Source organism: Oceanisphaera pacifica (genome assembly GCF_017498065.1).
Taxonomy (GTDB): domain Bacteria; phylum Pseudomonadota; class Gammaproteobacteria; order Enterobacterales; family Aeromonadaceae; genus Oceanimonas; species Oceanimonas pacifica.
Genome location: NZ_JAGDFX010000004.1, coordinates 34,678 through 61,677, shown reverse-complemented (window position 1 = coordinate 61,677; position 27,000 = coordinate 34,678). Strand labels below are relative to the sequence as shown.

Sequence of the window (27,000 nt, the reverse complement as noted above, 5' to 3'; positions counted from 1 at the left end):
TCTTGAACCAACGATTATTGCTCGGCCCTTTAGTATTTCTTGGCTGCTTATTAATTGGCTGCAGCTCATCACCGGTAGTTCCTGCTACTTTGGTGTTGCCTGTACCTATGCAAGTATCCTATGAAAACGAATTAGGCCTAGCCCGTATTGGGCAAATGTTAAGTTCTCCTGGGTTAACCTCAGAGCAGCGTGCTGAATTACTTTTTCAGCGTGGTGTTATTTTTGATCGCGTTGGTTTACGCGCCATGGCGCGATTAGACTTTAATCGAGCATTGCGAGAAAAGCCTGACTTTGCTGATGCCTATAATCTAAATGGCGTTTACTTCACGCAAAACCAAGAATTTAGTGAAGCCTATGAAGCCTTTGATTCGGCATTAGAACTAGATCCTGATTATGAATATGCCAACCTTAATCGCGGCATTGCCTTGTATTACGGTGGGCGACCTCGATTAGCTGCGCAAGATCTTAAGATTTTTCTTGATGCCCAGCCTGATGATCCTTATCGGTTATTACTTTGGCACTTGGCGTTGGAGCGTTTAGATCCCTCTTTGGCTAATATGATGCTGCAACAATTCCAACAAAACTACGGCACTAATGAATGGGCATGGGATATTGTTCATGTTTACTTAGGTAACAAAAGTGAAGAACAATTATTAAATCGCATTGCCGAAGAGAGTAGTAATAATCAACAATTAGCAGAGCGATTATGTGAGGCTTATTTTTATTTAGGAAAACGCGCTCAGCAAGCAGGTGATATTGATAAAGCCGAAGTCTATTTTAAATTGTCCTTATCTACCAATGTCTACGACTTTGTCGAACACCGCTACTCCTTGCTTGAGCTAGATTTAATGGAACAAGCTAACGACAACTAAAAGCTGGAAGCTCGAAGTGACCTCCGGCTTCCGGCTTCCGGCTTTTGACTTCGAGCTTTGAAGACGAGTGCTATTTGTCTGTGATAGAATTTACGGCTAAGCACCCTTGGACTCTTGTAATGCTTGAACACATAAAAATCGTATTAGTAAATACCTCTCACACCGGCAATATAGGCTCGGCGGCTCGCGCCATGAAAACCATGGGGTTAAGTGACTTATGGCTGGTTGACCCAGTCACGCCGATTGATGAGCAAGCACAAGCCCTATCTGCTGGCGCCAAAGATATTTTAGAACAGTCCCATACCGTGGCTACCTTAGCCGAGGCGGTGGCTGACTGCGGGCTAGTGATCGGCACCAGTGCCCGCTCTCGTACTTTGTCTTGGCCCATGCTGGATGCCCGAGAAGCCGGCGAAAAAGCCATAGCTGAGGCGCCACAACATAAGGTGGCACTGGTATTTGGCCGTGAACGCACCGGCTTAAGTAACGACGAGCTGCATCAGTGTCACTTTCATGTTGCCATTCCGGCTAATCCTGACTACAGCTCGCTTAATTTGGCCATGGCAGTACAAACAATTAGCTATGAAACCCGTATGGCTTGGTTAAATAGCCAAACTCAAGCCGATGTTGCAGAGGCAGAGCAAACCTACCCTTTATCACAAGATTTAGAGCGCTTTTACGGTCATTTAGAAGACACCTTATTAGAGACCGGTTTTATAATTAAGCCCCATCCAGGGCAAGTGATGACCAAGCTACGGCGCTTGTTTAATCGGGCACGACCAGAAGATCACGAGTTAAATATCTTGCGCGGCATTCTTACCTCAATCCAAAATCCTGGGCGTAAAAAAGGCAAAGGAAGTAGTTGAGTGTTTTAGTCAGGTTAATACTTGACTAAATTACTCGGGTATGGCAATCTTGCTGCATATCAGTAAGAGGCTAATAACATGAGATTGACATCAAAAGGGCGCTATGCAGTAACGGCTATGTTAGACGTCGCCTTATACGGCGATACCGCACCTGTATCTCTTGCCCACATCTCTGAACGACAGGGAATTTCTCTGTCTTACCTCGAACAATTGTTTGCCCGTTTGCGTAAGCATGGATTAGTAAGCAGTGTACGTGGACCAGGTGGTGGTTATCGATTGGGATTAGAGCAAGCAGATATTTCTGTTGGTGCCATTATTTGGGCCGTAGACGAGTCCGTAGATGCCACTAAGTGCCAAGGCAAAGGGGACTGTCAGAGTGGTAATCAGTGCCTAACCCATTCACTATGGTGTGCATTAAGTGATCGCATCAGTGATTTTCTGGAAGGTATTAGCTTAGCTGAGCTGGTAAGCCAGCAAAGTGCCCGTCAAACGGCCGAGCAACAAGATAGTCATGTCAGCTTGTTAACGCTAGATTAATGCGCTTAACAGTGACAGTCTGTAAATAAATATAATGTGTTTAATGTCGATGACAAGACTGCCGAATAGAGCAGCGTCGTAATGGAGAATATAATGAAACTGCCCATTTACCTCGACTATGCGGCTACCTGCCCGGTAGATACTCGCGTTGCCGAAAAGATGATGCAATGCCTTACCACAGACGGAATTTTCGGTAACCCTGCTTCTCGTTCCCACCGTTTTGGTTGGCAAGCAGAAGAACAGGTAGATATTGCGCGTAATCAAATTGCTGATCTGATTAATGCCGACCCTCGTGAAATTGTGTTCACATCAGGTGCAACTGAGTCTGATAACTTGGCTATTAAAGGCATTGCCAATTTCTATGGCAAAAAGGGTAAGCACATTATTACCTCTAAAACTGAACACAAAGCGGTATTGGATCCGTGCCGTCAGTTAGAGCGCGAAGGGTATGAAGTAACTTACCTTGAGCCACAATCTAACGGTCTGTTTACCCTAGAGCAAATTGAAAACGCCTTGCGTGAAGACACCATTTTGGTGAGCATCATGCACGTGAATAACGAAACTGGCGTAATCCAAGACGTTAAAGCCATTGGCGAGCTGTGCCGTAGCCGTAAAATTATGTTCCATGTTGATGCTGCACAAAGTGCCGGCAAAATCGACATAGACGTAAAAGACATGAAAATAGATCTACTGTCGCTATCAGGTCATAAAATTTATGGTCCTAAAGGCATAGGCGTATTGTATGTATCGCGTAAGCCGCGTGTGCGTTTAGAAGCGCAAATGCACGGTGGTGGACACGAACGTGGCATGCGCTCAGGCACCTTAGCGACTCACCAAATTGTTGGTATGGGCGAGGCATTTCGTATTGCTAAACAAGAAATGCACGCCGAAGGCCAGCGCATTGAAGCGCTACGCCAGCGCCTATACGATGGCGTAAAAGACATAGAAGAAGTTTATGTTAACGGTGATTTAGAGCAGCGCGTACCCGGCATTCTTAATATCAGTTTTGCCTATGTTGAAGGTGAGTCTTTAATTATGGCATTAAAAGACTTAGCCGTTTCATCAGGCTCCGCCTGTACTTCTGCCAGCCTAGAGCCGTCTTACGTATTGCGTGCCTTAGGTCTTAATGACGAGTTAGCGCACAGCTCAATTCGCTTTAGCATTGGGCGTTTTACCACAGAAGCAGAAATTGATTACACAATAAAGCTGGTTAATGACGCCATCGATCGTCTGCGTGACATGTCTCCATTGTGGGAAATGTTTAAAGACGGAATAGATTTGGATCAAGTTGAATGGGCACACCACTAAGGTGTTGACACCATAGAAGCAAGGGTGAGGAAATAATCATGGCTTACAGCGAAAAAGTAATAGATCACTATGAAAACCCCCGTAACGTGGGCGGTTTCGATAAAAACGATACCAGTGTTGCAACCGGTATGGTGGGCGCGCCGGCCTGTGGTGACGTAATGAAACTACAGCTAAAAATTAGCGACGCCGGCATTATTGAAGATGCTAAGTTTAAAACCTATGGTTGTGGCTCAGCCATTGCCTCTAGCTCGCTGATTACCGAGTGGGTAAAGGGTAAAAACTTAGAAGAAGCAGCCAGTATCAGCAACACCGATATTGCCGAAGAGCTGGCATTGCCTCCGGTAAAAATTCATTGCTCTATATTGGCAGAAGACGCCATTAAAGCAGCCATTGATGATTACAAGCAAAAGCAAGCACAAGCGTAAACGGAGACACTATGGCGATCACCATTACCGATGCAGCTGCACACAGGGTGCAGACGTTTTTAAACAGCAGAGGCAAAGGCCTAGGTCTGCGCTTGGGCGTGAAAACGTCCGGTTGCTCAGGCATGGCTTATGTACTTGAGTTTGTTGACGAACTGTCAGAAGGCGACCAAGTGTTTGAGCATGGCGAGGTAAAGGTGGTCGTCGATAGCAAAAGCTTAGTATATCTCGACGGTACCGAACTCGATTTTGCCAAAGAAGGCTTGAACGAAGGCTTCAAATTCAACAACCCCAATACCAGTGGGGAATGTGGTTGCGGCGAAAGCTTTAACGTTTAAGGACGCAGCATGAACTACTTCGAGCTGTTTGGTTTAACGCCAGCGTTTGCATTAGATAGCCAAGCGCTGGCACAAACATACCGAACACTGCAAATGCAGTTTCACCCCGATAAGTTTGCCGCTCATCCTGAGCGCGAGCGCCTTCAGGCGGTACAAAGTGCCGCCCAAATCAATGATGCATTCACCACGCTTAAACACCCTCTTAGTCGCGCCGAATACCTGTTATCTTTACAAGGCGTTGAGCTACATGCTGAACAGCAAACTCTGAAAGATCCTGAATTTTTGATGCAGCAAATGGAGTGGCGTGAAGAATTAGCCGATATTAGCGATGCAGAGGATGTATTTGCCGCTATTATGGTCTTTGATCAACAGCTGCAACAGGCAACAGCAGATTATTATGCCGAGCTTGAACAGCAGTTAAGCGCACAGCTGCTGCAAGAGGCCGCCGATACGGTACGTAAACTTAAATTCATGACTAAGCTGCAGACCGAACTCGAACGTTTGGAAGATGCGCAGCAGGAATTCTAACCCTAATGGCATTATTACAAATATCAGAGCCGGGCTTAAGCGCGGCTCCTCATGAGCAAAAATGGGCAGTCGGTATTGATTTAGGCACCACCAACTCTTTGGTGGCACTGGTACGCAGTGGTGTGCCCGAAACCTTAGTGGATGAGCAAGACCGCGATTTACTACCCTCAGTGGTGCACTACACCGCAGAGGGCTTGCGCGTGGGTCACGACGCTAAACACGAAGCCGACCAAGATCCCCAGCATACTATTTCTTCGGTAAAGCGACTCATGGGTAAGGCCTTGGCCGATATCCCGCATCACCGGCTGCCTTATGCCTTTCGAGATACCGACAATGGCATTATAGAGCTAGACACGCCCCAAGGGCCGGTAAACCCGGTGCAAGTATCGGCCGAAATCTTAAAAGAATTAAATGAGCGTGCCGAGCGCAGTGTGGGTAATCCCATTCAAGGGGCAGTGATTACCGTTCCGGCTTACTTTGATGATGCCCAGCGCCAAGGCACCAAAGACGCCGCCCAATTAGCCGGTTTAGAAGTACTGCGCTTATTAAACGAACCCACAGCCGCCGCCATAGCCTACGGACTCGATTCGGGGCAAGAGGGGGTGATTGCGGTGTTTGATTTAGGGGGCGGAACCTTTGATATCTCTATTTTGCGCTTGCATCGTGGTGTATTTGAAGTATTAGCCACCGGCGGTGATTCGGCTTTAGGCGGCGATGACTTTGACCATGCAGTAGCAGATTGGATCCAGCAACAAGCCCAAGTCACCGAGCTCACTCCAACTCAGCAACGTAATTTATTGGATGTAGCCTGCAGCGCTAAGCAAGCCTTAACCGACAATGATAGCGTTGATGTGGCATGGCAAGGGTGGCAGGGCAGCTTAAGCCGCACCGACTTTGATGCGCTTATTACGCCTTGGATCAATAAAACGCTTATGGCCTGTCGTCGCGCATTAAAAGATGCTGGTGTGAGTGCCGATGATGTACAAGAAGTGGTGATGGTCGGCGGTTCAACCCGTGTGCCGCTAGTGCGCCAACGGGTGGGGGATTACTTTTCTACCGAGCCCCTAACCAGCCTAGACCCCGACAAAGTGGTGGCCATTGGTGCCGCCATTCAGGCGGATGTGCTAATTGGTAATAAGCCCGACAGCGATATGCTATTGCTCGATGTTACGCCCTTGTCGTTGGGTTTAGAAACCATGGGTGGCTTAGTTGAAAAAGTGATCCCACGCAACACCACCATTCCGGTGGCGCGTGCGCAAGAGTTTACCACCTTTAAAGATGGCCAAACTGCCATGGCTATTCATGTGTTGCAAGGTGAGCGAGAGCTGGTGGACGATTGCCGTTCATTGGCCCGTTTTAACCTCACCGACATTCCGCCCATGGCGGCGGGAGCGGCACATATTCGCGTGACCTTTCAGGTAGATGCCGATGGTTTATTGTCGGTCAGTGCCATGGAAAAATCCTCGGGCGTACAAGCCGAAATTGAAGTTAAACCCTCTTACGGCTTAAATGAAAACGACATTGCCACCATGCTAAAAGCGTCGTTTGAGCATGCTAAAGAAGACATAGATGCCCGCATGCTGGCCGAGCAAAAAGTAGAAGCGGCACGGGTTATCGAAAATATAGTAGCGGCACTCAATCAAGACGGCGATGCCTTGCTGAATGATAAAGAGCGGGCCGACATTATGGCTGTGGTTGAATCGCTACAACAAAGTGTGACCGGTAGCGATGTGGTCGCCATTAAACTTGCCATTGAGCAAACAGACAAACAAACGGCTGAGTTTGCAGAGCGACGCATGGATGCCTCCATTCGTCGAGCCTTGGCCGGACAACGTGTAGATAAGGTGTAACAATGCCAAAAATTATATTTTTGCCTCACCCCGAGCTGTGCCCAGAAGGTGCAGAAATTGAAGCCAAACAGGGTGAAACCGTATTGGATGTCGCCTTGCGCAATGGCATCGACATTGAACATGCCTGTGAGAAGTCCTGTGCGTGCACTACCTGTCATGTAATAGTGCGCGAAGGCTTCGACTCCATGGAAGAAAGCTGCGAGCTAGAAGACGATATGCTAGATAAAGCCTGGGGCTTAGAGCCAGACTCACGCCTTGGCTGCCAAGCACAAGTGGTTGACGAAGACTTGGTTATCGAGATCCCTAAATATACTCTTAATATGGTATCGGAAAGCCAGTAGGCAGGAGAGGGCAAATGAGCCTTAGATGGACAGACAGTCAGGATATCGCACTGGATTTGCTAGACGCTTATCCTGATACCGATCCTAAAACGGTACGCTTTACTGACTTACACCGCTGGATTTGCGAACTAGAAAACTTCGATGACGATCCTAATGCCTCCAACGAGCAGGTACTAGAAGCCGTGATCATGATCTGGATGGACGAATTCGACGACTAAAGCACAAGTGCGTATCGATGTTGAATATTACATAACCCCCAACCCCTAGGTTTGGGGGTTATTTTTTAGAGACCGCGTTTTTCGCCGTCATTGCGAGGAGTACCGCGACGCGGTAATCCATAACAGGCAGCAATAAGCTTGAAGCTTGAAGCCGGAAGTAAAACCAAAAATAAAAATGCTGCAGTGTTTTGTCTAGCTTATAGCTTCCAGCTCTCAGCCTCCGGCTTTCTATACGCTTTACGCTGAGCGCGGTACGCAAAAAACAAACCGGTGTTTTCTTTAACGTAAAGCGTACAGCGTTAGGCGTAGCGCTTTATTTCGCCGTCATTGCGAGGAGCGAAGCGACGCGGCAATCCATAACAGACAGTAATAAGCTTGAAGCTAGAAGCCGGAAGTAAAACCAAAAATAAAAATGCTGCAGTGTTTTGTCTAGCTTATAGCTTCCAGCTCTCAGCCTCCGGCTTTCTATACGCTTTACGCCGAGCGCGGTACGAAAACAAAACCAATGTTTTCTTTAACGTAAAGCGTACAGCGTTAGGTGTATAGCTTTATTTTGTGGACGGCTTACAGCTCCGAAGGGGTGCTTTTAGCTCATTTCTCCACCTAAGCGACTACTTTATCAGCAGGCGACTTAAAAGAGTGTGTTTTTATTAAAAAAGGGGTTGACCATTTTCGGCCTGATGCGCATAATGCGCACCGTTCAGTAACGCAACGCAAGCAAAGCGAAACGTTGGTTAAAGCAGTATTTAACAGTTATTGACACAGTGGCTATGTAGCTCAGCTGGTTAGAGCACATCACTCATAATGATGGGGTCGCAGGTTCGAATCCCGCCATAGCCACCATTTCTGCGGGAGTGGCGAAATTGGTAGACGCACTAGATTTAGGTTCTAGCGCCGCAAGGTGTGCGAGTTCAAGTCTCGCCTCCCGCACCACATTTAAAGGTATGCAGCTATTGCTTGCCTTAGTAGTAAAGTACAATTGGGGTATCGCCAAGCGGTAAGGCAACGGGTTTTGATCTCGTCATTCCCAGGTTCGAATCCTGGTACCCCAGCCAAAAAAAAGCTTACAGCAATAAGCTGTAAGAATTACAAGTAACATAAAATTCTATGACACTTGTAATGTGTTGATAATATGATATAAGTATCAACCATAGAAAATTGGGGTATCGCCAAGCGGTAAGGCAACGGGTTTTGATCTCGTCATTCCCAGGTTCGAATCCTGGTACCCCAGCCATATTAAAGAATTGGCTGTAAAGCGAGTTCTAAGAAGTAAGAAATTTGCAATGTAAGCTGATGTAATTAAATTGGTTTGCATATGTGGCTATGTAGCTCAGCTGGTTAGAGCACATCACTCATAATGATGGGGTCGCAGGTTCGAATCCCGCCATAGCCACCACTTTTTAGCGGGAGTGGCGAAATTGGTAGACGCACTAGATTTAGGTTCTAGCGCCGCAAGGTGTGCGAGTTCAAGTCTCGCCTCCCGCACCATATTTAAGATAATAAATGTTATCTTAGTCGAGTAAAAATTGGGGTATCGCCAAGCGGTAAGGCAACGGGTTTTGATCTCGTCATTCCCAGGTTCGAATCCTGGTACCCCAGCCATATTAAAAAAGCCAACCGAAAGGTTGGCTTTTTGCTTTGTGGATTTCATTAAAGCAGTGACTGGTGATTAGGGATTGGTGGTTAATCAGTGACTAATCCCTATTTACCAATCCCCAGCCCCTTGTAGAATGGATTGCCGCGTCGCTGCACTCCTCGCAATGACTAAAACAGCACCGAGCGCCAAGCTTAACCCCGGTCATTGCGAGCGCAGCGTGGCAATCCATTCTAAACCAAAGCGATACGTCTAACGCTGACCGCCTTACGTTAAAGAAACACCGGTTTTGTTTTTGTACCGCGCTCGGCGTAAAGCGTATGGCTGTCTGTGCGATGGATTGCCGCGTCGCTGCACTCCTCGCAATGACGGCGAAGAGCAGCGCCAAGCGCCCGGCGCCAAGCTTAACCCCGGTCATTGCGAGGTACGAAGCAATCCATTTCAAACCAGGGCGCTACGTCTAACGCTGACCGCTTTACGTTAAAAGAAAACACCGGTTTTGTTTTTTCGTACCGCGGTCAGCGTAAAGCGTATAGAAAGCTTAAAGCTGGAAGCCGAAAGCTAAGCCAAAACACAGCGGTACTTTTATTTTCGGTTTTACTTCCGGCTTCTAGCTTCAAGCTTATTGCTGTCTGTTAAATGGATTGCCGCGTCGCTGCGTTCCTCGCAATGACGGCTAAATAAAGCGCTACGTCTAACGCTGACCGCCTTATGTTAAAAAATCCAACCGCGTGTAGGGTCGAATTCATTCGACCAAAAGAGCGCGGTACGTTTTACGCTGACCGCCTTACGTCAAAGAAAACAGCCCAGACTGATTGGCTGGGGCTTTCTCTTTTAGCTTGGTGCTCGGCGCTGGCCTTCTTTGTGCGAATAAATTCGCCCCTACGAAAAGTCAGAGCGCCCCTTTGGTCATTGCGAGCGCAGTAATCCATTCCAAACCAAGACTATACGTCTAACGCTGACCGCCTTACGTTAAAGAAACACCGGTTTTGCTTTTTCGTACAGCGGTCAGCGTAAGGCGTACAGCTGCTTATAAAAGGGAGCGGAACGCGAGACACAAAAAAAAGGAGCCTAAGCTCCTTTTTTTATTAACAACGTATTGGTGTTAACGCATCGCTTAGCGAGTACGTGGGCAAAGCTCTTCGTTGCTAAAGAAGTACTCGATTTCACGTGCTGCAGAAGCAGCAGCGTCTGAACCGTGTACAGCGTTTTCGTCGATGCTGTCTGCGTAGTCTGCACGCAAAGTACCGGCTAGCGCTTCAGCTGGGTTAGTTGCACCCATGATTTCGCGGTGGCGCAGAATAGCGTTTTCGCCTTCTAATACCTGAACCATAACAGGGCCAGAGATCATGAAATCAACCAAAGCTTTAAAGAAAGGACGCTCGCTGTGCTCAGCGTAGAAACCTTCTGCTTTAGCTTGATCCAGTTGTACCATTTTAGCGGCAACAACTTTTAAACCAGCAGTTTCAAAGCGCTGGTAGATAGAGCCGATTAGGTTTTTTGCTACTGCATCAGGCTTGATGATAGAAAAAGTGCGTTCGATAGCCATCTTGATTCCTTAATATGTAAATCAATAAGTTCAGGGTGAAAACGGCGCGATTATACGTAAAAATCGCCAAAGTTAACACCACTACCCGAATATTTTATCTGATTATGCGAGCTTAGGGCACAGTTAACATTAACCAGGCCCTAATAGTGCTAAACGTTAAATAAGAAGTTTAAAACGTCACCGTCTTTCACAACATACTCTTTACCTTCAGCACGCTGCTTACCGGCTTCTTTTGCGCCTTGCTCACCTTTAAAAGCAATAAAGTCTTCATAGGCGATGGTTTGGGCACGAATAAAGCCTTTTTCAAAGTCGGTATGAATTTTACCTGCCGCTTGTGGCGCTGTTGCCCCTACCGGAATAGTCCAAGCGCGCACTTCTTTTACCCCAGCGGTAAAATAGGTTTGCAGGTTTAATAGCTCGTAACCGGCACGGATCACGCGATTAAGACCGGGTTCTTCTATGCCCAAGTCGGCCATAAACTCGGCGGCTTCTTCGGCGTCTAGCTCGGCTATTTCTGACTCCATAGCGGCACACACAGGCACGACTATGGCGTTTTCAGCAGCGGCAATCTCACGCACTTGATCAAGATAAGGGTTATCTTCAAAGCCATCATCATTAACATTGGCAATGTACATGGTGGGCTTAATGGTTAAGAAGTTCAGGTAATCAATGGCCGCTTTTTCTTCTTTACTTAGCTCTACGCTACGTAACACTTGGGCGTTTTCTAGGGCTGGCAATAACTTCTCTAGCACTGTCACTTCAAACTTGGCGTCTTTATCGCCGCCTTTGGCCTTTTTAGCGTTGCGCTGAATGGCGCGTTCACAGGTATCTAAATCTGCCAGAGATAACTCGGTATTAATCACTTCAATATCATCTTTAGGAGATATTTTATTGGCAACATGAATAATATTATCGTTATCAAAGCAGCGCACCACATGGCCAATGGCATCGGTTTCGCGAATATTGGCTAAAAATTTATTACCTAATCCTTCGCCTTTAGAGGCCCCAGCCACTAAGCCGGCAATATCCACAAACTCCATTGAGGTGGTTAAAACGCGCTGCGGGTTAACGATCTCTGCTAACGCATCTAGGCGCTTATCAGGAACCGGCACCACGCCTGTGTTGGGCTCTATGGTACAAAAAGGAAAGTTAGCGGCATCAATGCCCGCTTTAGTGAGTGCGTTAAACAGAGTGGATTTGCCTACGTTAGGCAGGCCCACGATACCGCATTTAAAACCCATGATAAGTGTCCTGAAAGTGATAACTAAAAATGCGCGCTAAGAGTGATAACTCAAGCGCGCGAAAAATTATTGTTTAGCGTCGGCGTTAAAAGAGTGCAGACGATTCATGGCCTTGTTAATGCCATCATTATATAAAATATCGGTGCAGCGCGTCGCTTCATCTACTGCGTCTTCAAGCAGTGCGTGTTCGCTGGCCGGCGCTTTGGTTAATACAAAACCCGCCACCTGAGACTTATGGCCAGGATGACCAATACCAATGCGCAGTCGATAAAAGTTTTTATTATTGCCCAAACAACTAATAGAGTCGCGCAAGCCATTATGACCACCATGACCGCCGCCTTGCTTAAAGCGAACTATGCCCGGGCTTAAATCGAGCTCGTCATGCGCGATTAAGATTTCTTCTGGCGCAATTTGATAAAAATTGGCCATAGCCGATACGGCTTTTCCTGAGCGGTTCATAAAAGTGCTGGGTATTAACAAGCGCACATCGTGGCCTTTAATACGCACCCGTCCCGTCCAGCCAAAAAATTTGGCTTCTTCTTTTAGCGACACGCCGTGCATGCGAGCAAGCTCGGCCACATACCAAGCACCGGCATTGTGGCGCGTCGGCGCATATTCTGGTCCCGGATTACCGAGCCCAACAATCAATTTGATAGCATCCATAGACATAAACCGACTTGGCCAATAAAAAATTACGCTACATTCTAATTAACGGCAGCAATAATGGCCACCTTAGTCATAATCAAAGCCGTATAATAGTATTAAACAGCTCTACGCTTTACGTCATACGCCTGACGTAACCACCAAACCTAACGTAAGGCCTACCGCTTTAGACGTAGCGTTCTCTTTTGCAATGGATTGCTTCGTGCCTCGCAATGACAACACAGGGGTCATTGCGAGGAGCGTAGCGACGCGGCAATCCAGTTAACAGATAGTAATAAGCTTGAAGCTAGAAGCCGGAAGTAAAAACAAAAATGCCTCTGTGTTTTTGCTTAGCTTACCGCTTCCTGCTCTCAGCTTCCGGCTTTCTCTACGCTTTACGTAGAACGCGACGAAAAAATAGTGTTTATTTAACGTAAGGCGCACCGCGTTAGACGTAGCATTCTTTTTTGGAATGGATTGCTTCGTGCCTCGCAATGACCCAAATCTTGGAAAGCCTTAAGCTTGGCGCTAAGCTTTTCCGACTTTTATTTACAAATAAAACTTCGCAAAATAATAGCCACTGAGTACGACACCAAAAGTAACAATCAGCCAAGCAAGAAGCTTAGGGTTAATTTTAGTGATCACCTTAGCGCCCACTTTTCCACCAACCAAATACCCCAAGGCGAGTACCATTCCCCCTTGCCAATACACCAACCCCGACAGTGAATACACCACTATGGTGGCCCCGCTGGCCAGCATCGACAGATACAGCTTAATCGCATGCTGCTGCAGGTTAGATCCCATGCGTAACTGGCCAGTGATGGCCATCAGCAACACCCCTAAGCCACCGCCAAAAAAACCGCCATAAAAGCTGCCGCTTAACAGCAAAGGCCAGCCACGACGGCGCAATACTAAGGGGCCTTCAAAGCCGGCTTTACTTAATAATTGGCGGGCATAAAGCAGGCTTACGGTAAGCAGTAACCAAGGCACTAAATAGTTAAAGTGGCTGGCATCAAATTGCACCAAGGCCAAGGCACCTAAGCCCCCGCCTAATAGGCCAATACAGGTTAAGGCTAACCAAGGGCCGGTTTGCAACTGCTGTCTAATGCTCCAATAGGCACTAACGTAACCGGGCCAAGAGGCAACACTCGCCGTGGCCACCGCCGAGGTACTGGGAATACCCAATGCCAATAGGGCAGGCAGGGTAAAGAACAAGCCGCCCCCCGCAAGGGCATTAACCACCCCAGCCAATAACGACCAGCCCAATAATTCAAACATCACTCACCTTTATTAAACACGCTTATCGCTAAACGCCGTACGCGATACGTAAAAACAAAGCCCCGATACCAGTGCAGGTATCGGGGCTTTTTAGTCAAGTTTTTCATTCAACATTAAGCGTAGCGGGTAGCTTAACCTTCAAACATAGCTGAAATAGACTCTTCGTTACTAATACGGCGAATTGCTTCGGCCAGCATAGGTGACAAGGTCAATTGCTTCACTTTGCTCAAGGTTTTCATTTCTTCGCTTAATGGTACAGAGTCGGTGATGATCACTTCATCAATCACAGAATCTTTAATGTTTTCATAAGCACTACCCGAGAACACAGCGTGTGTCGCATAAGCATAAACACGCTTAGCACCACGCTCTTTTAGTGCTTCAGCGGCTTTACACAAGGTGCCACCGGTATCAATCATGTCATCAACAATCACGCAGTCGCGGCCTTCAACGTCGCCAATTAGGTTCATTACCTGAGACACGTTTGCGCGTGGGCGACGTTTGTCGATAATGGCAATTTCGGTCTCATCCAACAGTTTAGCCACGGCACGAGCACGCACCACGCCACCAATATCGGGCGACACTACCACAGCATCTTGCAAGCCTTTAGACAGCATATCTTCTAGTAGTACAGGGGTACCAAAGGCATTATCTACTGGCACATCAAAGAAGCCTTGAATTTGCTCAGCGTGCAAGTCTACGGTTAATACGCGGTCTACACCTACGCTAGACAAAAAGTCTGCCACTACCTTAGCGGTAATAGGAACACGAGAAGAGCGAACGCGGCGGTCTTGGCGAGCATAACCAAAGTAGGGAATAACGGCTGTGATACGACCGGCAGAAGCTCGGCGTAGCGCATCCACCATCACAATCAGTTCCATTAGGTTATCGTTAGTCGGTGCACAGGTCGACTGGATGATAAACACATCACCGCCCCGTACATTTTCGTTAATTTGTACGCTAATTTCACCATCACTAAAGCGACCTACATCGGCAGCACTTAGTTTAATAAAAAGACGGTCGGCGATACGTTGGGCAAGTTCCGGCGTTGCATTACCAGCAAACAGCTTCATGTCGGGCACGGTTGAAAACCTCGGGATTGTTTCATGGGTGGCGAGACTGGACGGGGCCGTGAACCCGTGATCACGAAAACACATTCGCTATCCAGCCCGTTTTAAATTCATTTATTACAGTGTACTGCAACTATCATCCTGCTTGTACACTAAGTAGTCAATTAACTCTTATGCTAAGCAACAAAAGAGTGAGCTTATTGTGCTTATGACGACTCATAATAACTGCTTAAATTGTCGTATAAAACGGCGTACCTAAAGCGCTAACTTAAGGTAATGGCTGGGTGTCTAGCTCAGCTAGTGCACTAAACAAAGGTGACTGGTTGCAGCCTTTAGCAACAAAACCCAGCACCCCCACTGGGGCCTTCGCAAGCACTTCTTCAGCCGCTTGTTGGCTGTTAAAACTGGCGAAAATACAGGCGCCTGTGCCCGTCATTCTTGACGGCGCATATTCTAGCAACCAGCGAATGAGCTTGGCAACCTCGGGGTAACGCTTTTTGACCAAGGCCTCACAATCGTTATGCCAAGGGGTATTAAGCCATTGTTGTAAGCTTAACGCTTTGCTGTTACGTACTAGTTCGGGGTCGTTAAAAATAGTGGTAGTGGCGACTTCAACGGCAGGGCACAAGATTAAATACCAGGGCTCATCCGGAAAAGCCGGCGTTAATTGCTCGCCTACTCCTTCGGCAAAAGCCGCATAACCCCTTACAAAGACAGGCACGTCTGCCCCCAAGCTTACCCCCAGCTCGGTTAGCGTATCTGTGCTTAATTTAAGCTGCCACAAACGATTGAGCGCCACTAAGGTGGTGGCCGCATCACTAGAACCACCGCCCAAACCGCCACCCATAGGTAAACGTTTCGTTAAATGAATTTTCGCCCCTTGCGTGCAGCCAGTGTGCTTTTGTAACAAACGCGCGGCTTTAATAATTAAATTTTGCTCAGGTAAAACCCCATCCAGTGTGGGAGTCAGTGTAAGCTCATGAGCTGGGGCAGCCGAAAAAGTTAGCGCATCACCATAATCCACAAACTGAAATAAGCTTTGCAGATTGTGGTAGCCATCATCACGCCGACCAATAATAGATAAAAACAAATTAAGCTTAGCCGGAGCCGGTAATGTGAACATAGTTAAGTCTCTAAAAGAAAGTAAGGGCAGCGCCGAGCTTACCCTCGGTCATTGCGAGGTACGAAGCAATCCATCATTCAGGCCCGTACCCTAGCCAACCTGGGTTGCTGGGATGGGTGATTAGGGACTAGTGATTAGAACACATCACTTGTCTTTCAGTGACTATTCCCTATTCACCACTCCCTAGTCCCCTGTTACATAGATTGCCGCGTCGCGGTACTCCTCGCAATGACAACATTTGGGTCATTGCGTGCCAGTAACAGTAAAGCGGACTGGCTAAGATAACCCCTCACCCTTTACAAATCATATCCGTGTATTCCGTGGCAAAAAGTCTTGGTCTTTTGACCTTAATTCAACATTCAAAATTCAAAATTCAACATTGCCCTTCCAGCTTCCAGCTTCCAGCTTTCAGCTTTCAGCTTTTACCCCCGTTCCCACTGGCTAATGGCTAGGCGTAGTTTGGTGTCATTATGGGTGAGATCTAATCGGCTTGGTAACCATAAACCGTCAATTTGGGTATAGCCTAAATAACGTAACTGCCAACCATGAGCGTGAATAGTTTGGGGGCGGCCGTGTTCGTCGTAGGTCACTTTATCGCCGTCACCGGGTAGGCCTTTTATCCAATACGACAATTGCTCCACCGGTAAATTCCAGCCGGTAAGGCGCCATACTAACTCGCGGGCATTATCGGCTTGATGAAGCTGGCCTTTGCTATCTGTTAACTGCACATCTTGGCCACGACGAGTAAGATCAAATACCCGTTTACCCACCACATTGGTCAGGTTCATCCGGTAGTCATCACTGTTTTGTCGCCAAAATAAACTTAAGCTGCCGCGCTCGTCGGGCGTAATAATGCCAAGCTTGGCAGACAGTTGCCAAGTGTGTAATTGTTGAAGTGTCGTTTTTTGAGCTTGCCAGCTGCCCGCAGGGGCACGTTCTGCTTTATAAGCACAACCCGAGAGCCACAACAAGGCAATCATCATTAGTATAATGCGCACGTCTCAATCCCCCTTAAAATGTGTTGTCAGTATAAGGCTAAGTTTGGTGCCTTTTAAAGCCTTACTCTTTCTCGTACAATGTAAGGCTATTTGAAAGATGCAACGAGCCGCGCAAAACCCTCATGAGCCTGCTGGTACTAGGAATTAATCATAAGACAGCTTCCGTCGCCCTCCGCGAGAAGGTAGCATTTGGACCTGAAATTGCCCCTCGGGCATTGCAGGAGCTAGTGCGTATCTCAGGCGTAGAAGAAGCGGTGATTTTGTCTACCTGTAATCGCACCGAGCTGTATTGTCATCTCGACCCTAATAGCGATAGTCGTTTGGTAAAAACCTGGCTGCAAGACTTTCACCAACTTGATGAACAAGAGCTTAATGCCTGTTTATATCAATATCATGGTGAAGAAACCGTGCGCCACATTATGCGTGTTGCCTGTGGGCTAGACTCATTAGTGCTGGGCGAGCCGCAAATTTTAGGGCAAATGAAACTGGCTTATAACCAATCGCAAAAAGTAGGCAGCCTAAATGGCGTGCTCGATAGGTTATTGCAAAAAACCTTTTCTGTGGCCAAGCGAGTACGCACCGAAACCGAAATTGGGAGTAGTGCGGTATCGGTGGCCTTTGCCGCCGTGAGTTTAGCCAAACGTATTTTTTCTGATTTAGGCCGCACACGGGTATTACTGGTGGGGGCGGGCGAAACCATAGAGTTAGTGGCACGCCATTTAAAAGAGCAGTCGGTAACCGATATGACGGTGGCTAACCGCACCCTTGAGCGGGCACAAAACTTAGCGCAAGAGTTTAATGGCGATGTGATAACCCTAGAGCAAATTCCCGATTATTTGCCCAAGGCCGATATTGTGATCAGCTCCACCGCCAGCCCTTTGCCGATTATTGGTAAAGGCTTGGTGGAGCGGGCGTTAAAAGCACGCCGCCAGCAACCTATTTTGTTGGTCGATATTGCCGTTCCTCGTGATATAGAAGCTGAAGTGGATGAGCTAAATGATGCTTATCTTTATACAGTGGATGATTTACAAGGCATTATTGAGCAAAATATGGCAACCCGCCAGCAAGCGGCAACTCAAGCAGAAGTGATCATAGAAGAAGAGCGCGATCATTTTATGGCGTGGTTTCGTTCACTCGAATCGGTGAAGCTGATAGTCGATTATCGCAGCCAAGCCGAGCTGTTGCAGCAACAAGAATTAGCGCTTGCGCTACAGGCGTTGGCACAGGGCAAAGACAGCGCACAGGTTATGCAACGTTTAGCCCGTCGCCTTACCAATAAACTGATCCATACTCCTACTCAAGCGTTGAACCAAGCAGGCCAAAACGGTGATCAAGATATGCTTACCGTATTAGCCAATAATCTTAAACTGGGTCAACACTGATTGAGCCACACCGGCGAGACACCATGAATAAATCCATATTAAAAAAACTGGAAGGGCTACAGGAGCGTCACGAAGAAATAGAAGCGCTGCTAAGTGAAGCCTCTGTGATCAATGATCAAGACCAATATCGCACCCTCACCAAAGAATATGCCCAATTAGAAGACGTCGTCGCCTGTTATGCGCGCTACCGACAAGCAGAAGCCGACTTAGCCGCGGCGCAAGAAATGCTAGGCGAAGACGATGCCGAGATGCAGGCCATGGCAGAAGAAGAAATTGCCACCGCCCAAGCCGACATTGAAGCCCTGGGTAGCGAGCTGCAAGTGCTGTTACTGCCTAAAGACCCTAACGACGACAATAACTGCTTCTTAGAAATAAGAGCCGGGGCCGGCGGTGATGAAGCGGCCATTTTTGCCGGTGACTTATTTCGCATGTACAGCCGCTATGCCGAGCAACAACGTTGGCAGATAGAAATTATTAGTGTGCACGAAGGCGAACACGGCGGTTATAAAGAATTAATTGCCCACATTACCGGCACCGGTGTGTACGGCAAACTCAAATTTGAGTCTGGTGGCCACCGAGTACAGCGGGTGCCCGAAACCGAATCACAAGGGCGAGTGCATACCTCGGCGTGTTCTGTGGCGGTCATGCCTGAAATTCCAGAAGCCGAAGCCATTGTCATTAACCCAGCCGATTTAAGAGTGGATACCTTTAGAGCCTCGGGGGCCGGTGGTCAGCACGTGAACAAAACCGACTCCGCTATTCGTATTACCCACTTGCCAACCGGTGTGGTGGTGGAATGTCAAGATGGCCGCTCACAACATAAAAACCGTGCCCAAGCCATGACGGTATTAAACTCGCGTCTAGCGCAAATAGAAGAAGAAAAGCGCCATGCCGAAGAGCAAGATACTCGCCGTAACTTATTAAGTTCAGGTGACCGTTCAGACCGTATTCGTACCTATAACTATCCTCAGGGGCGAGTGTCGGATCACCGCATTAACTTAACGCTATATCGGTTGCATGAGGTATTAGAAGGCGAGCTTGAAATGCTGTCTGAACCTATTTTGCAAGAACATCAGGCCGATTTGCTGGCGTCTTTGGCAGAGCACTAATGACACTTGCACAATGGCGCCACTGGATGCGAGAGCAGCTGGTTAACTCAGAGTCAGCCCACTTAGACACAGATGTGTTGTTGTGCCATGTACTGGCCAAGCCATTAAGCTTTTTAATTGCTTGGCCAGACTATGAGCTCAATGAGGCTGAGCAAGCCCAAATAACAGCCCTGACCGCTCGTCGCCAAGTGGGCGAGCCGGTAGCACACTTAACCGGCGAGCGAGAGTTTTGGTCGCTGCCTATCGCCGTCTCTCCCGATACCCTGATCCCAAGGCCCGATACCGAGCTTATGATAGAGGCGGCATTGGCTCGTTTGCCGCAAGCACCGGCCACTGTGGTCGATTTAGGCACAGGCACGGGTGCCATTGCCTTGGCGCTAAAAAGTGAGCGCCCACAAGACACCCTTATTGGCGTGGAGTTTAATGCCAAAGCTGCCAACTTAGCCCGACTTAACAGCGAACGTTTAGGTTTGGCAGTAGAAGTGCGCCAAGGCAGTTGGTTTGAGCCCTTAGCGGGGCTGCGGGTAACTATGATTGTGTCTAACCCGCCTTATATCGATGCTCAAGATGTGCATTTAGACTTAGGGGATGTGCGCTTTGAGCCCGACTCTGCGCTGATTGCCGAGCAGGGCGGCATGGCCGACTTACAACATATTATTACTCACGCCCCCCATTACTTGGTGGCCAATGGCTACGTGTTATTAGAGCATGGCTGGCAGCAGGGCGCCTTGGTGCGAGATTATTTTGCAGCCAAAGGCTATCAACATATCCACACCCTGCGAGATTACGGCGACCAAGAACGTATTACGCTGGCTCAGTGGCCAGGAGAGACACAATGCTAAAAACTAACATTAGTGATACTTGGTTAAATGACGAGCCTGCCAGTGCCATGACGCTGGCGCTAGATGTAGTGGAAAGCCTGTATGGCTTAGCCGAGCGCGATCAAGCTGAAGTGGCCTTGTTTGCTCTCGAACAAGAGTTGGCCCGTCATTTTGCCGAACAAGAGCAAATAACCGGCCATGACTTATTGGCCGCTGTTTTTGGTCCATTAGGTTTTGCCGGTGACTGGGAACGCTTTTTCTCGGTTGATAACTGCGTTATCAGCGAGGTGTTGAGCCGTCGTCGCGGTATTCCGGTCACACTGGCCATTGTACTTTTATATTTGTGTGAACGTTTTAATATTCATGCCGAGGGCATTGGTTTTCCGGGCCATTTCTTAGTGCGAATTGGCGAGGGTGAGCACAGCGAGATAATCGACCCTTTTACGGGTAAAGCCTTAACCCGCGACAAAATGAAGCTGATGCTGCGCGGTGCCAGAGGTAACCTTGCCACCCTTAAGCCCGTGCATTTAGCACAGGTCTCGCCCAGCGAGATCCTCACTCGACTATTAAACGTCTCCAAAGGGGCTTTTATTCATCACCAGCAGTTAGAACAAGCGCTGATGTGTTGCGAGCTGTTATTAAAATTAAAGCCGGACTGTCCTTTTGAGCGCCGAGACAGGGGCTTCTTATATCAACAACTCGACTGTCACCAATTGGCCAGCGAAGACTTTGAGTATTTTATTGAGCAATGCCCAGACGATCCGGTGTCTGATGTGCTAAAAGTGCAAATGCTGGCGCTAGACTCAATTCCCCAAACCCTTCATTAAGGAAGCATAATGAAAACTGTGCATATTAATCACATTCCAGTGGCCAACGATCAGCCTTTTGTGTTGTTTGGGGGCATCAACGTTTTAGAGTCTCGCGATCTTGCCCTGCAGGCCTGCGAGCACTACGTTAAGGTGACCGAAAAGCTGGGCATCCCTTATGTGTTTAAAGCCAGCTGGGATAAAGCCAACCGCTCTTCTATTCATTCTTACCGTGGCCCAGGCTTAGATGAGGGCATGAAGCTGCTACAAGAAGTAAAAGACACCTTTAAGGTGCCCATTATTACCGACTTGCACGAACCACACCAAGCAGCAACAGTGGCAGAAGTTGCCGATGTGATCCAACTGCCTGCTTTTTTAGCGCGCCAGACGGATTTAGTGGCCGCCATGGCCAAAACCGATAGGGTGATTAACATTAAAAAACCGCAGTTTTTAAGCCCCGATCAAATGAAAAACATTGTCGATAAATTTATCGAGTGCGGTAACGACAAACTCATGCTGTGCGAACGCGGCGCCAACTTTGGTTACGACAACCTAGTGGTAGATATGTTGGGGCTAGGGGTGATGAAAAAAATTACCCAAGGCGCGCCCATTATTTTTGACGTGACTCATGCCCTGCAGTGTCGTGATCCTTCAGGTGCAGCCTCGGGCGGACGTCGTGAGCAAATAGTAGACTTAGCCCGTGCCGGCTTAGCCACCGGTCTTGGCGGTTTATTTTTAGAAGCCCACCCCGACCCAGCCAATGCCAAATGCGACGGCCCCAGCGCCTTACCGCTAGCCAAACTCGAACCCTTTTTAGCGCAACTGAAAGCATTAGACGAGCTAGTAAAAAGCTTCGCCCCACTCGACACCGCTAACTAACCCATTTAACAAACAGTAATAAGCTTGAAGCTAGAAGCCGGAAGTAAAACCGAAAATAAAAGTACCGCAGTGTTTTGGCTTAGCTTTCGGCTTCCAGCTTTAAGCTTTCTATACGCTTTACGCCGAGCGCGGTACAAAAACAAAACCGGTGTTTTCTTTTAACGTAAAGCGGTCAGCGTTAGACGTAGCGCCTTGGTTTGAAATGGATTGCTTCGTACCTCGCAATGACCGGGGTTAAGCTTGGTGCCGAGCGCTGCTCTTCGCCGTCATTGCGAGGAGCGCAGCGACGCGGCAATCCATTTAACAGACAGCAATAAGCTTGAAGCTAGAAGCCGGAAGTAAAACCGAAAATAAAAGTACCGCAGTGTTTTGGCTTAGCTTTCGGCTTCAGGCTTCCAGCTATCTTTACCTCACAGGTTTATCTCAGCCACTCCGCTTTACCTTACTGGTAGAAGCCGCTTTAACAGCTTTAAAGCCTTTGCTCTTACCATTAGAGGTTCTTCGCTGTTATGTTGATCTTTTCGTGGGTTTAGCGGATTTCGTTGCAAATATCTTTAGTCTTTTGTTTGTCAGACATTTTTGCCACGGAATAACACTAAACCCACGGAACAATAGGGATAAAGTTTGTAAAGGGTGAGGTGTAAAGGGGGTGAGATAAAGAAAACTGATTAAAGCGAGCGTAGGGAGCAGAGTTTATAAGTGTCGTTCTCCTGCTAGTTCAAAAGGAGCAATCATTAACCGCGCTCTCGTGTTTTAAATCTTTTGTGATAGTTATTTTCTATATGTTGGATCATTAAATCGGCCACGTCTTTACCGGTTGCCACTTCAATGCCCTGTAAGCCTGGGGAGGAGTTGACCTCCATCACTAAGGGCCCACGCTTAGAGCGCAGCAAATCAACCCCAGCCACACTCAAACCCATGGCCTTGGCTGAAGCCACTGCGGTTTTACGCTCTTCAGGGGTAATTTTAATTAATTGTGCAGCCCCTCCACGGTGTAAATTAGAGCGAAATTCCCCTTCTTTTGCTTGGCGTTTCATGGCGGCAATCACCTTATCGCCTAACACAAAGCAGCGAATATCAGCCCCGCCGGCTTCTTCAATAAATTCTTGCACCATAATATTGGTTTTTAACCCCATAAAAGCTTCTAGCACGCTTTCGGCAGCCTTACGGGTTTCGGCCAATACCACGCCTATGCCTTGCGTGCCTTCTAATAGTTTAATGACCAAGGGGGCGCCACCCACCATGTCAATTAAATCGGGCACATCATCGGGCTTACAGGCAAATCCCGTAACGGGCATACCTACTCCTTGGCCAGATAATAATTGCAGCGAGCGCAACTTGTCGCGAGAGCGGCTAATCGCTGCTGAGTGATTAAGTGAATAACAATGCATCATTTCAAACTGGCGTAATACGGCGCAGCCATAAAAGGTCACGCTGGCGCCAATGCGCGGAATAATGGCGTCAAAGTGTTCAAGCTCACTACCCTGATAATGAATGCTGGGCTTATTGTCATTAATGTTCATATAACATTTTAAGGCATCAATAATATGTACTTCATGGCCACGCGCTTGTGCCGCCTCACGTAGGCGGCGGGTAGAGTATAAGTTGGCATTACGAGACAGAATCGCTATTTTCATCGGTAAAGGATCTCTTTTAGCTAGGGGAAAAGTGAAGTACAGCGAGGGTAGTCGTGATATTAAACGCACTATGTACGCCAACCTCGCCATTTACGTCAATAAAAAAACACTGCGTCAGCATAAAAAAATTGGATTAGTCTTAATCTAGTCACCCTTGTTGATTTTTGCGTTAATATTGTGAGTAATGTTTGTTAATTATCATGGTATTAGGGATTGGGCTTTCTTTGTTGCTTCGAGTATGACTAAATAGGTAATAGCAGTGCTGGTGATCTTAACCAGCCGTTTCCATCGTTAAGGGGGAAATGATGTCTACAACAAATACATCTTATACTGAGACGCTGACGCTGGGTCAGAAGTCTTATCTTTATTACAGCTTACAAAAGCTGCCTCAAGGTAATGAGCTTGCTCGCTTACCTAAATCATTAAAAGTGCTTAGCGAAAACCTACTGCGCAACCTCAATGGCGACACTGTCACGCAAGCTGACTTAGATGCCATGGCCGCTTGGCTAAAGCAGGGGGAGTCGAGTCGCGAAATTGCTTTTAGCCCGATGCGCGTACTGATGCAAGACTTTACCGGCGTACCTGCTGTGGTCGATTTAGCCGCCATGCGCGACGCCGTACAACGTTTGGGCGGCAAGGCCGAGCAAGTCAACCCGCTTTCTGCGGTAGACTTGGTGATAGACCACTCTGTTATGGTGGACGCCTTTGCCAATGAAGACGCCTTTGCTACTAACGTTGATATGGAAATGGCGCGCAATGGTGAGCGCTACGCCTTTTTGCGTTGGGGCCAGCAAACCTTTAATAACTTTAGAGTGGTGCCACCGGGTACCGGTATTTGTCACCAAGTTAACCTTGAGTATTTAGGGCAAACGGTGTGGCAGCAAGATAAAGATAACCAAACCATTATTTCCCCCGACACCTTGGTGGGTACCGACTCTCACACCACCATGATTAACGCCTTGGGCATTTTGGGCTGGGGTGTGGGGGGCATAGAAGCTGAAGCGGCCATGTTAGGGCAGCCTATTTCAATGCTGATCCCCAAAGTAGTGGGCTTTAAACTGACCGGCCAATTGCGTGAAGGGATCACCGCCACCGACCTAGTACTTACAGTGGTACAAATGCTGCGCGAAAAGGGTGTGGTAGGGCAGTTTGTTGAGTTTTATGGTGATGGTTTAGCAACCTTACCCCTTGCCGACCGTGCCACCATTGCCAATATGGCACCCGAATATGGCGCCACTTGTGGTTTCTTCCCGGTTGATGAAGAAACGCTACATTATATGACGCTTACTGGGCGCAGTGCCGAGCAAGTAGAGTTAGTCGAAGCGTACAGCAAAGCCCAAGGGCTATGGCGACATGCCGGCGACGAGCCACAATTTACTGACACCCTTAGCTTAGATATGAGCGAAGTGGTGGCCTGCTTGGCTGGGCCTAAACGGCCACAAGACAGAGTTGAGCTCTCTAATGTGCCTCAAGCCTTTAGTTTGAATCACTCGCAAAAAATTCAGCCCAAAACAGAATGCAAGCAAGAGCAAAACCTTGAAAACGAAGGTGGCCAAACAGCTGTGGCGGCTAAGCAATCGCTACATGGCACCGAGTTTTCATTAGATGGTCAAACTCATCATCTGCAAGACGGCGCTGTGGTGATTGCCGCTATTACCTCTTGTACCAACACCTCTAACCCCAGCGTATTAATGGCGGCAGGCTTGCTGGCCAAAGCGGCGGCAGAAAAAGGCTTAACCCGTGCGCCTTGGGTTAAAAGCTCCTTGGCTCCGGGCTCTAAGGTGGTCACAGACTACTTGATTAAAGCCGGCTTAATGCCCTATTTAGAGCAGCTAGGTTTTCATCTAGTCGGGTATGGCTGCACCACCTGTATTGGTAACTCAGGCCCGCTGCCTGAGCCCATAGAAGAGGCCATTAAACAGCAAGATATGACGGTGGCCGCGGTATTATCGGGTAACCGAAACTTTGAGGGGCGTATTCATCCATTAGTTAAATCTAACTGGTTATCCTCGCCTCCGTTAGTGGTTGCTTATGCCCTAGCCGGCAGCATGAACATCGACCTGACTAACGATGCCCTTGGCCAAGATAAAGATGGCAAGCCTGTATATCTCAAAGATATTTGGCCATCACAAAAAGACATTGCCGAGGCCGTGGCATTAGTTAATAGCGAGATGTTCCAAAAGGAATATGCTGCAGTTTTTGATGGTGACGAGCACTGGCAAGGCATTGATGTTGAAAATACCAGCACCTTTAACTGGCAGTCTGATTCTAGCTATATTCAGCATCCGCCATTTTTCCAAACCATGGAAAAACAGCCCGCGCCAGTTGAAGACATTAACCAAGCTCGCTTATTAGCCATATTGGGCGACTCAGTAACCACGGATCATATTTCACCGGCGGGTAGCATTAATGCTAATAGCCCCGCAGGGCGTTACTTGCAGTCGTTAGGGGTAGAGCGTAAAGACTTTAACTCCTATGGCTCGCGCCGCGGTAACCACCAAGTGATGATGCGCGGCACCTTCGCCAATATTCGCATTCGTAACTTAATGCTCGACAACGTAGAAGGGGGCGAAACCCGTCACTTCCCCAGTGGCGAACAGCTCTCTATTTACGATGCGGCCATGCGTTATCAGCAAGAAGAAGTGCCATTAGTGGTGGTGGCGGGTAAAGAATACGGCACCGGATCGAGTCGAGATTGGGCAGCCAAAGGGACTTTATTGCTAGGAGTAAGAGCTGTAATTGCTGAATCTTATGAGCGAATTCACCGTTCTAACCTGATTGGCATGGGCGTGGTACCGTTAGAGTTTATTAACGACAATGCCAGCAGTTTAGGGCTAAACGGTGACGAGCTTATCAGCGTAAAAGGGCTGAACGAACTCACTCCTGGCAAAGAGCTGCTAGTGGTGATTGAGTCAAGTGACGGCACTCAACAAGAGGCCAAAGTACGCTGTCGCATCGACACCAGTAACGAGCTCACTTACTACCAACACGGCGGTATTTTAAACTACGTCATCCGCCAAATGCTGGATTAATAGAGCAGCGCCGAGTGCCCGGCGCTCGGCGCCCAGCTAAAGAAACCCCCGAGCCCAACAGCTCGGGGGTTTTTGTTTGTCTGTTAATTCAAAAAACAACAGATGAAAATAAGACTTTTTGCAACGGAATCCGCTGAATCCACGGAAAATAGAGATAAGATCTGAAAAATAGCTGGAAGCGATAAGCTAGAAGCTGGAAGTAAAACCGAAAATATTAGCTTTCGGCTTCAGACTTCCAGCTATCGGTGATCTTGCTCTTACTATTAAGATTTTTGGCTCTTATGTTAGCTTAATTTTTCCGTGTTCTTCCGTGGCAAAAGGGCTTAGTGTTGAGTGTTTAAGATCAAAAGATTAAGACTCCTTGCCACGGAATCCACTGAATCCACGGAAAAATAGGGATCAGATCTGAAAAAGACTGTTCATGGTAAGAGCAGACACAAAACTTATAAGACAGTGTGTTTAGCATTTACTATGATAATTTTCGCTCTTATGGTGATCTTTTCGTGCTTATCTTAAATAGAGAGTAGCGGATTTCGTTGCAAAAGGGCTTATCTTAATCTTTTGA

The 27,000-nt window shown here is 47.8% G+C and carries 24 protein-coding genes and 7 tRNA genes; 23 read left to right on the top strand and 8 right to left on the bottom strand.

All coding sequences use genetic code 11. The features are described 5' to 3' along the window. Positions 1-2 precede the first annotated feature (2 nt). The 17 genes from nlpI (at position 3) to J3U76_RS04275 (ending at position 8,879) form a co-directional block, all read left to right on the top strand. Positions 3-872 (top strand): lipoprotein NlpI, encoded by an 870-nt coding sequence (gene nlpI / locus J3U76_RS04355; RefSeq protein ID WP_208004621.1) that lies wholly within the window; start codon positions 3-5, stop codon positions 870-872. A 119-nt stretch (positions 873-991) separates the two neighbouring features. Continuing rightward, positions 992-1,735 carry a tRNA (cytosine(32)/uridine(32)-2'-O)-methyltransferase TrmJ gene (trmJ, locus tag J3U76_RS04350; protein WP_208004620.1) on the top strand — a complete coding sequence of 248 codons (744 nt, stop codon included), beginning with the start codon at positions 992-994 and terminating at the stop codon, positions 1,733-1,735. A gap of 78 nt (positions 1,736-1,813) precedes the next feature. Continuing rightward, complete coding sequence (iscR, locus tag J3U76_RS04345; protein WP_208004619.1) at positions 1,814-2,272, top strand: Fe-S cluster assembly transcriptional regulator IscR; 459 nt, start codon at positions 1,814-1,816, stop codon at positions 2,270-2,272. Positions 2,273-2,365: 93 nt separating this feature from the next. Then, positions 2,366-3,580 carry an IscS subfamily cysteine desulfurase gene (locus J3U76_RS04340; RefSeq protein WP_208004618.1) on the top strand — a complete coding sequence of 405 codons (1,215 nt, stop codon included), beginning with the start codon at positions 2,366-2,368 and terminating at the stop codon, positions 3,578-3,580. A 38-nt stretch (positions 3,581-3,618) separates the two neighbouring features. Beyond that, positions 3,619-4,005, top strand: coding sequence for a Fe-S cluster assembly scaffold IscU (iscU, locus tag J3U76_RS04335; RefSeq protein ID WP_208004617.1), 387 nt, complete (start codon positions 3,619-3,621; stop codon positions 4,003-4,005). Between the two features lie 11 nt (positions 4,006-4,016). After that, positions 4,017-4,340, top strand: a complete 324-nt coding sequence (gene iscA, locus J3U76_RS04330; RefSeq protein ID WP_208004616.1) for an iron-sulfur cluster assembly protein IscA — start codon at positions 4,017-4,019, stop codon at positions 4,338-4,340. A gap of 9 nt (positions 4,341-4,349) precedes the next feature. Further along, entirely contained in the window at positions 4,350-4,868 is a 519-nt protein-coding gene (gene hscB / locus J3U76_RS04325; RefSeq protein ID WP_208004615.1) for a co-chaperone HscB, read from the top strand. A gap of 5 nt (positions 4,869-4,873) precedes the next feature. Next, on the top strand, positions 4,874-6,718 hold the full coding sequence (hscA, locus tag J3U76_RS04320) for a Fe-S protein assembly chaperone HscA (protein WP_208004614.1): 1,845 nt from the start codon (positions 4,874-4,876) through the stop codon (positions 6,716-6,718). A 2-nt stretch (positions 6,719-6,720) separates the two neighbouring features. Beyond that, on the top strand, positions 6,721-7,059 hold the full coding sequence (gene fdx / locus J3U76_RS04315) for an ISC system 2Fe-2S type ferredoxin (protein ID WP_208004613.1): 339 nt from the start codon (positions 6,721-6,723) through the stop codon (positions 7,057-7,059). Between the two features lie 14 nt (positions 7,060-7,073). After that, on the top strand, positions 7,074-7,277 hold the full coding sequence (gene iscX, locus J3U76_RS04310; protein WP_208004612.1) for a Fe-S cluster assembly protein IscX: 204 nt from the start codon (positions 7,074-7,076) through the stop codon (positions 7,275-7,277). A 766-nt stretch (positions 7,278-8,043) separates the two neighbouring features. Beyond that, positions 8,044-8,120, top strand: a tRNA-Met gene (locus J3U76_RS04305). 5 nt (positions 8,121-8,125) lie between these two features. Next, positions 8,126-8,210 (top strand) — tRNA-Leu (locus J3U76_RS04300). A 47-nt stretch (positions 8,211-8,257) separates the two neighbouring features. After that, positions 8,258-8,332, top strand: a tRNA-Gln gene (locus J3U76_RS04295). 104 nt (positions 8,333-8,436) lie between these two features. Continuing rightward, positions 8,437-8,511: transfer RNA gene (locus J3U76_RS04290), tRNA-Gln, on the top strand. Between the two features lie 85 nt (positions 8,512-8,596). Beyond that, positions 8,597-8,673, top strand: a tRNA-Met gene (locus tag J3U76_RS04285). 7 nt (positions 8,674-8,680) lie between these two features. Then, a tRNA-Leu gene (locus J3U76_RS04280) sits at positions 8,681-8,765 on the top strand. Between the two features lie 39 nt (positions 8,766-8,804). Continuing rightward, positions 8,805-8,879 (top strand) — tRNA-Gln (locus J3U76_RS04275). 1,109 nt (positions 8,880-9,988) lie between these two features. Here J3U76_RS04275 and ndk read toward each other — a convergent pair. From ndk to lolB, 7 genes are all read right to left on the bottom strand, one after another. Next, positions 9,989-10,420, bottom strand: coding sequence for a nucleoside-diphosphate kinase (ndk, locus tag J3U76_RS04270; RefSeq protein ID WP_208004611.1), 432 nt, complete (start codon positions 10,418-10,420; stop codon positions 9,989-9,991). A 149-nt stretch (positions 10,421-10,569) separates the two neighbouring features. Then, a complete protein-coding gene (gene ychF / locus J3U76_RS04265) occupies positions 10,570-11,661 on the bottom strand; it encodes a redox-regulated ATPase YchF (RefSeq protein ID WP_208004610.1) in 1,092 nt (363 codons plus the stop codon). Positions 11,662-11,727: 66 nt separating this feature from the next. Then, the gene (gene pth, locus J3U76_RS04260; protein WP_208004609.1) at positions 11,728-12,324 is read right to left on the bottom strand and encodes an aminoacyl-tRNA hydrolase; all 597 of its coding nucleotides are present in this window, start codon (positions 12,322-12,324) and stop codon (positions 11,728-11,730) included. Positions 12,325-12,852: 528 nt separating this feature from the next. Then, positions 12,853-13,581: a sulfite exporter TauE/SafE family protein gene (locus J3U76_RS04255; RefSeq protein WP_208004608.1), complete on the bottom strand. Its 729-nt coding sequence runs from the start codon at positions 13,579-13,581 to the stop codon at positions 12,853-12,855. Between the two features lie 131 nt (positions 13,582-13,712). Next, entirely contained in the window at positions 13,713-14,660 is a 948-nt protein-coding gene (locus J3U76_RS04250) for a ribose-phosphate diphosphokinase (RefSeq protein ID WP_208004607.1), read from the bottom strand. Positions 14,661-14,916: 256 nt separating this feature from the next. Next, positions 14,917-15,771: a 4-(cytidine 5'-diphospho)-2-C-methyl-D-erythritol kinase gene (gene ispE, locus J3U76_RS04245; protein WP_208004606.1), complete on the bottom strand. Its 855-nt coding sequence runs from the start codon at positions 15,769-15,771 to the stop codon at positions 14,917-14,919. 422 nt (positions 15,772-16,193) lie between these two features. Beyond that, positions 16,194-16,769, bottom strand: coding sequence for a lipoprotein insertase outer membrane protein LolB (gene lolB / locus J3U76_RS04240; protein WP_208004605.1), 576 nt, complete (start codon positions 16,767-16,769; stop codon positions 16,194-16,196). A gap of 122 nt (positions 16,770-16,891) precedes the next feature. Here lolB and hemA point away from each other — a divergent pair, with 122 nt between their 5' ends. From hemA to kdsA, 5 genes are read left to right on the top strand one after another with little or no spacing between them, the layout of a single operon-like run. After that, positions 16,892-18,151, top strand: coding sequence for a glutamyl-tRNA reductase (gene hemA / locus J3U76_RS04235; protein ID WP_208004604.1), 1,260 nt, complete (start codon positions 16,892-16,894; stop codon positions 18,149-18,151). Positions 18,152-18,174: 23 nt separating this feature from the next. Next, the gene (prfA, locus tag J3U76_RS04230; RefSeq protein WP_208004603.1) at positions 18,175-19,260 is read left to right on the top strand and encodes a peptide chain release factor 1; all 1,086 of its coding nucleotides are present in this window, start codon (positions 18,175-18,177) and stop codon (positions 19,258-19,260) included. Beyond that, a complete protein-coding gene (gene prmC, locus J3U76_RS04225) occupies positions 19,260-20,102 on the top strand; it encodes a peptide chain release factor N(5)-glutamine methyltransferase (RefSeq protein WP_208004602.1) in 843 nt (280 codons plus the stop codon). The genes prfA and prmC overlap by 1 nt, the downstream gene beginning before the upstream one ends. Beyond that, positions 20,096-20,908: a SirB1 family protein gene (locus J3U76_RS04220; protein WP_208004601.1), complete on the top strand. Its 813-nt coding sequence runs from the start codon at positions 20,096-20,098 to the stop codon at positions 20,906-20,908. The genes prmC and J3U76_RS04220 overlap by 7 nt, the downstream gene beginning before the upstream one ends. A 9-nt stretch (positions 20,909-20,917) precedes the next feature. Continuing rightward, positions 20,918-21,766, top strand: coding sequence for a 3-deoxy-8-phosphooctulonate synthase (gene kdsA / locus J3U76_RS04215; RefSeq protein ID WP_208004600.1), 849 nt, complete (start codon positions 20,918-20,920; stop codon positions 21,764-21,766). A gap of 734 nt (positions 21,767-22,500) precedes the next feature. Here the strand turns inward: kdsA and rimK are convergent. Further along, complete coding sequence (gene rimK, locus J3U76_RS04210) at positions 22,501-23,403, bottom strand: 30S ribosomal protein S6--L-glutamate ligase (protein ID WP_208004599.1); 903 nt, start codon at positions 23,401-23,403, stop codon at positions 22,501-22,503. Positions 23,404-23,708: 305 nt separating this feature from the next. On the opposite strand from rimK, the gene acnA reads away from it, so the two are divergent. Next, positions 23,709-26,435: an aconitate hydratase AcnA gene (gene acnA, locus J3U76_RS04205; protein WP_279382273.1), complete on the top strand. Its 2,727-nt coding sequence runs from the start codon at positions 23,709-23,711 to the stop codon at positions 26,433-26,435. Positions 26,436-27,000: the final 565 nt, after the last annotated feature.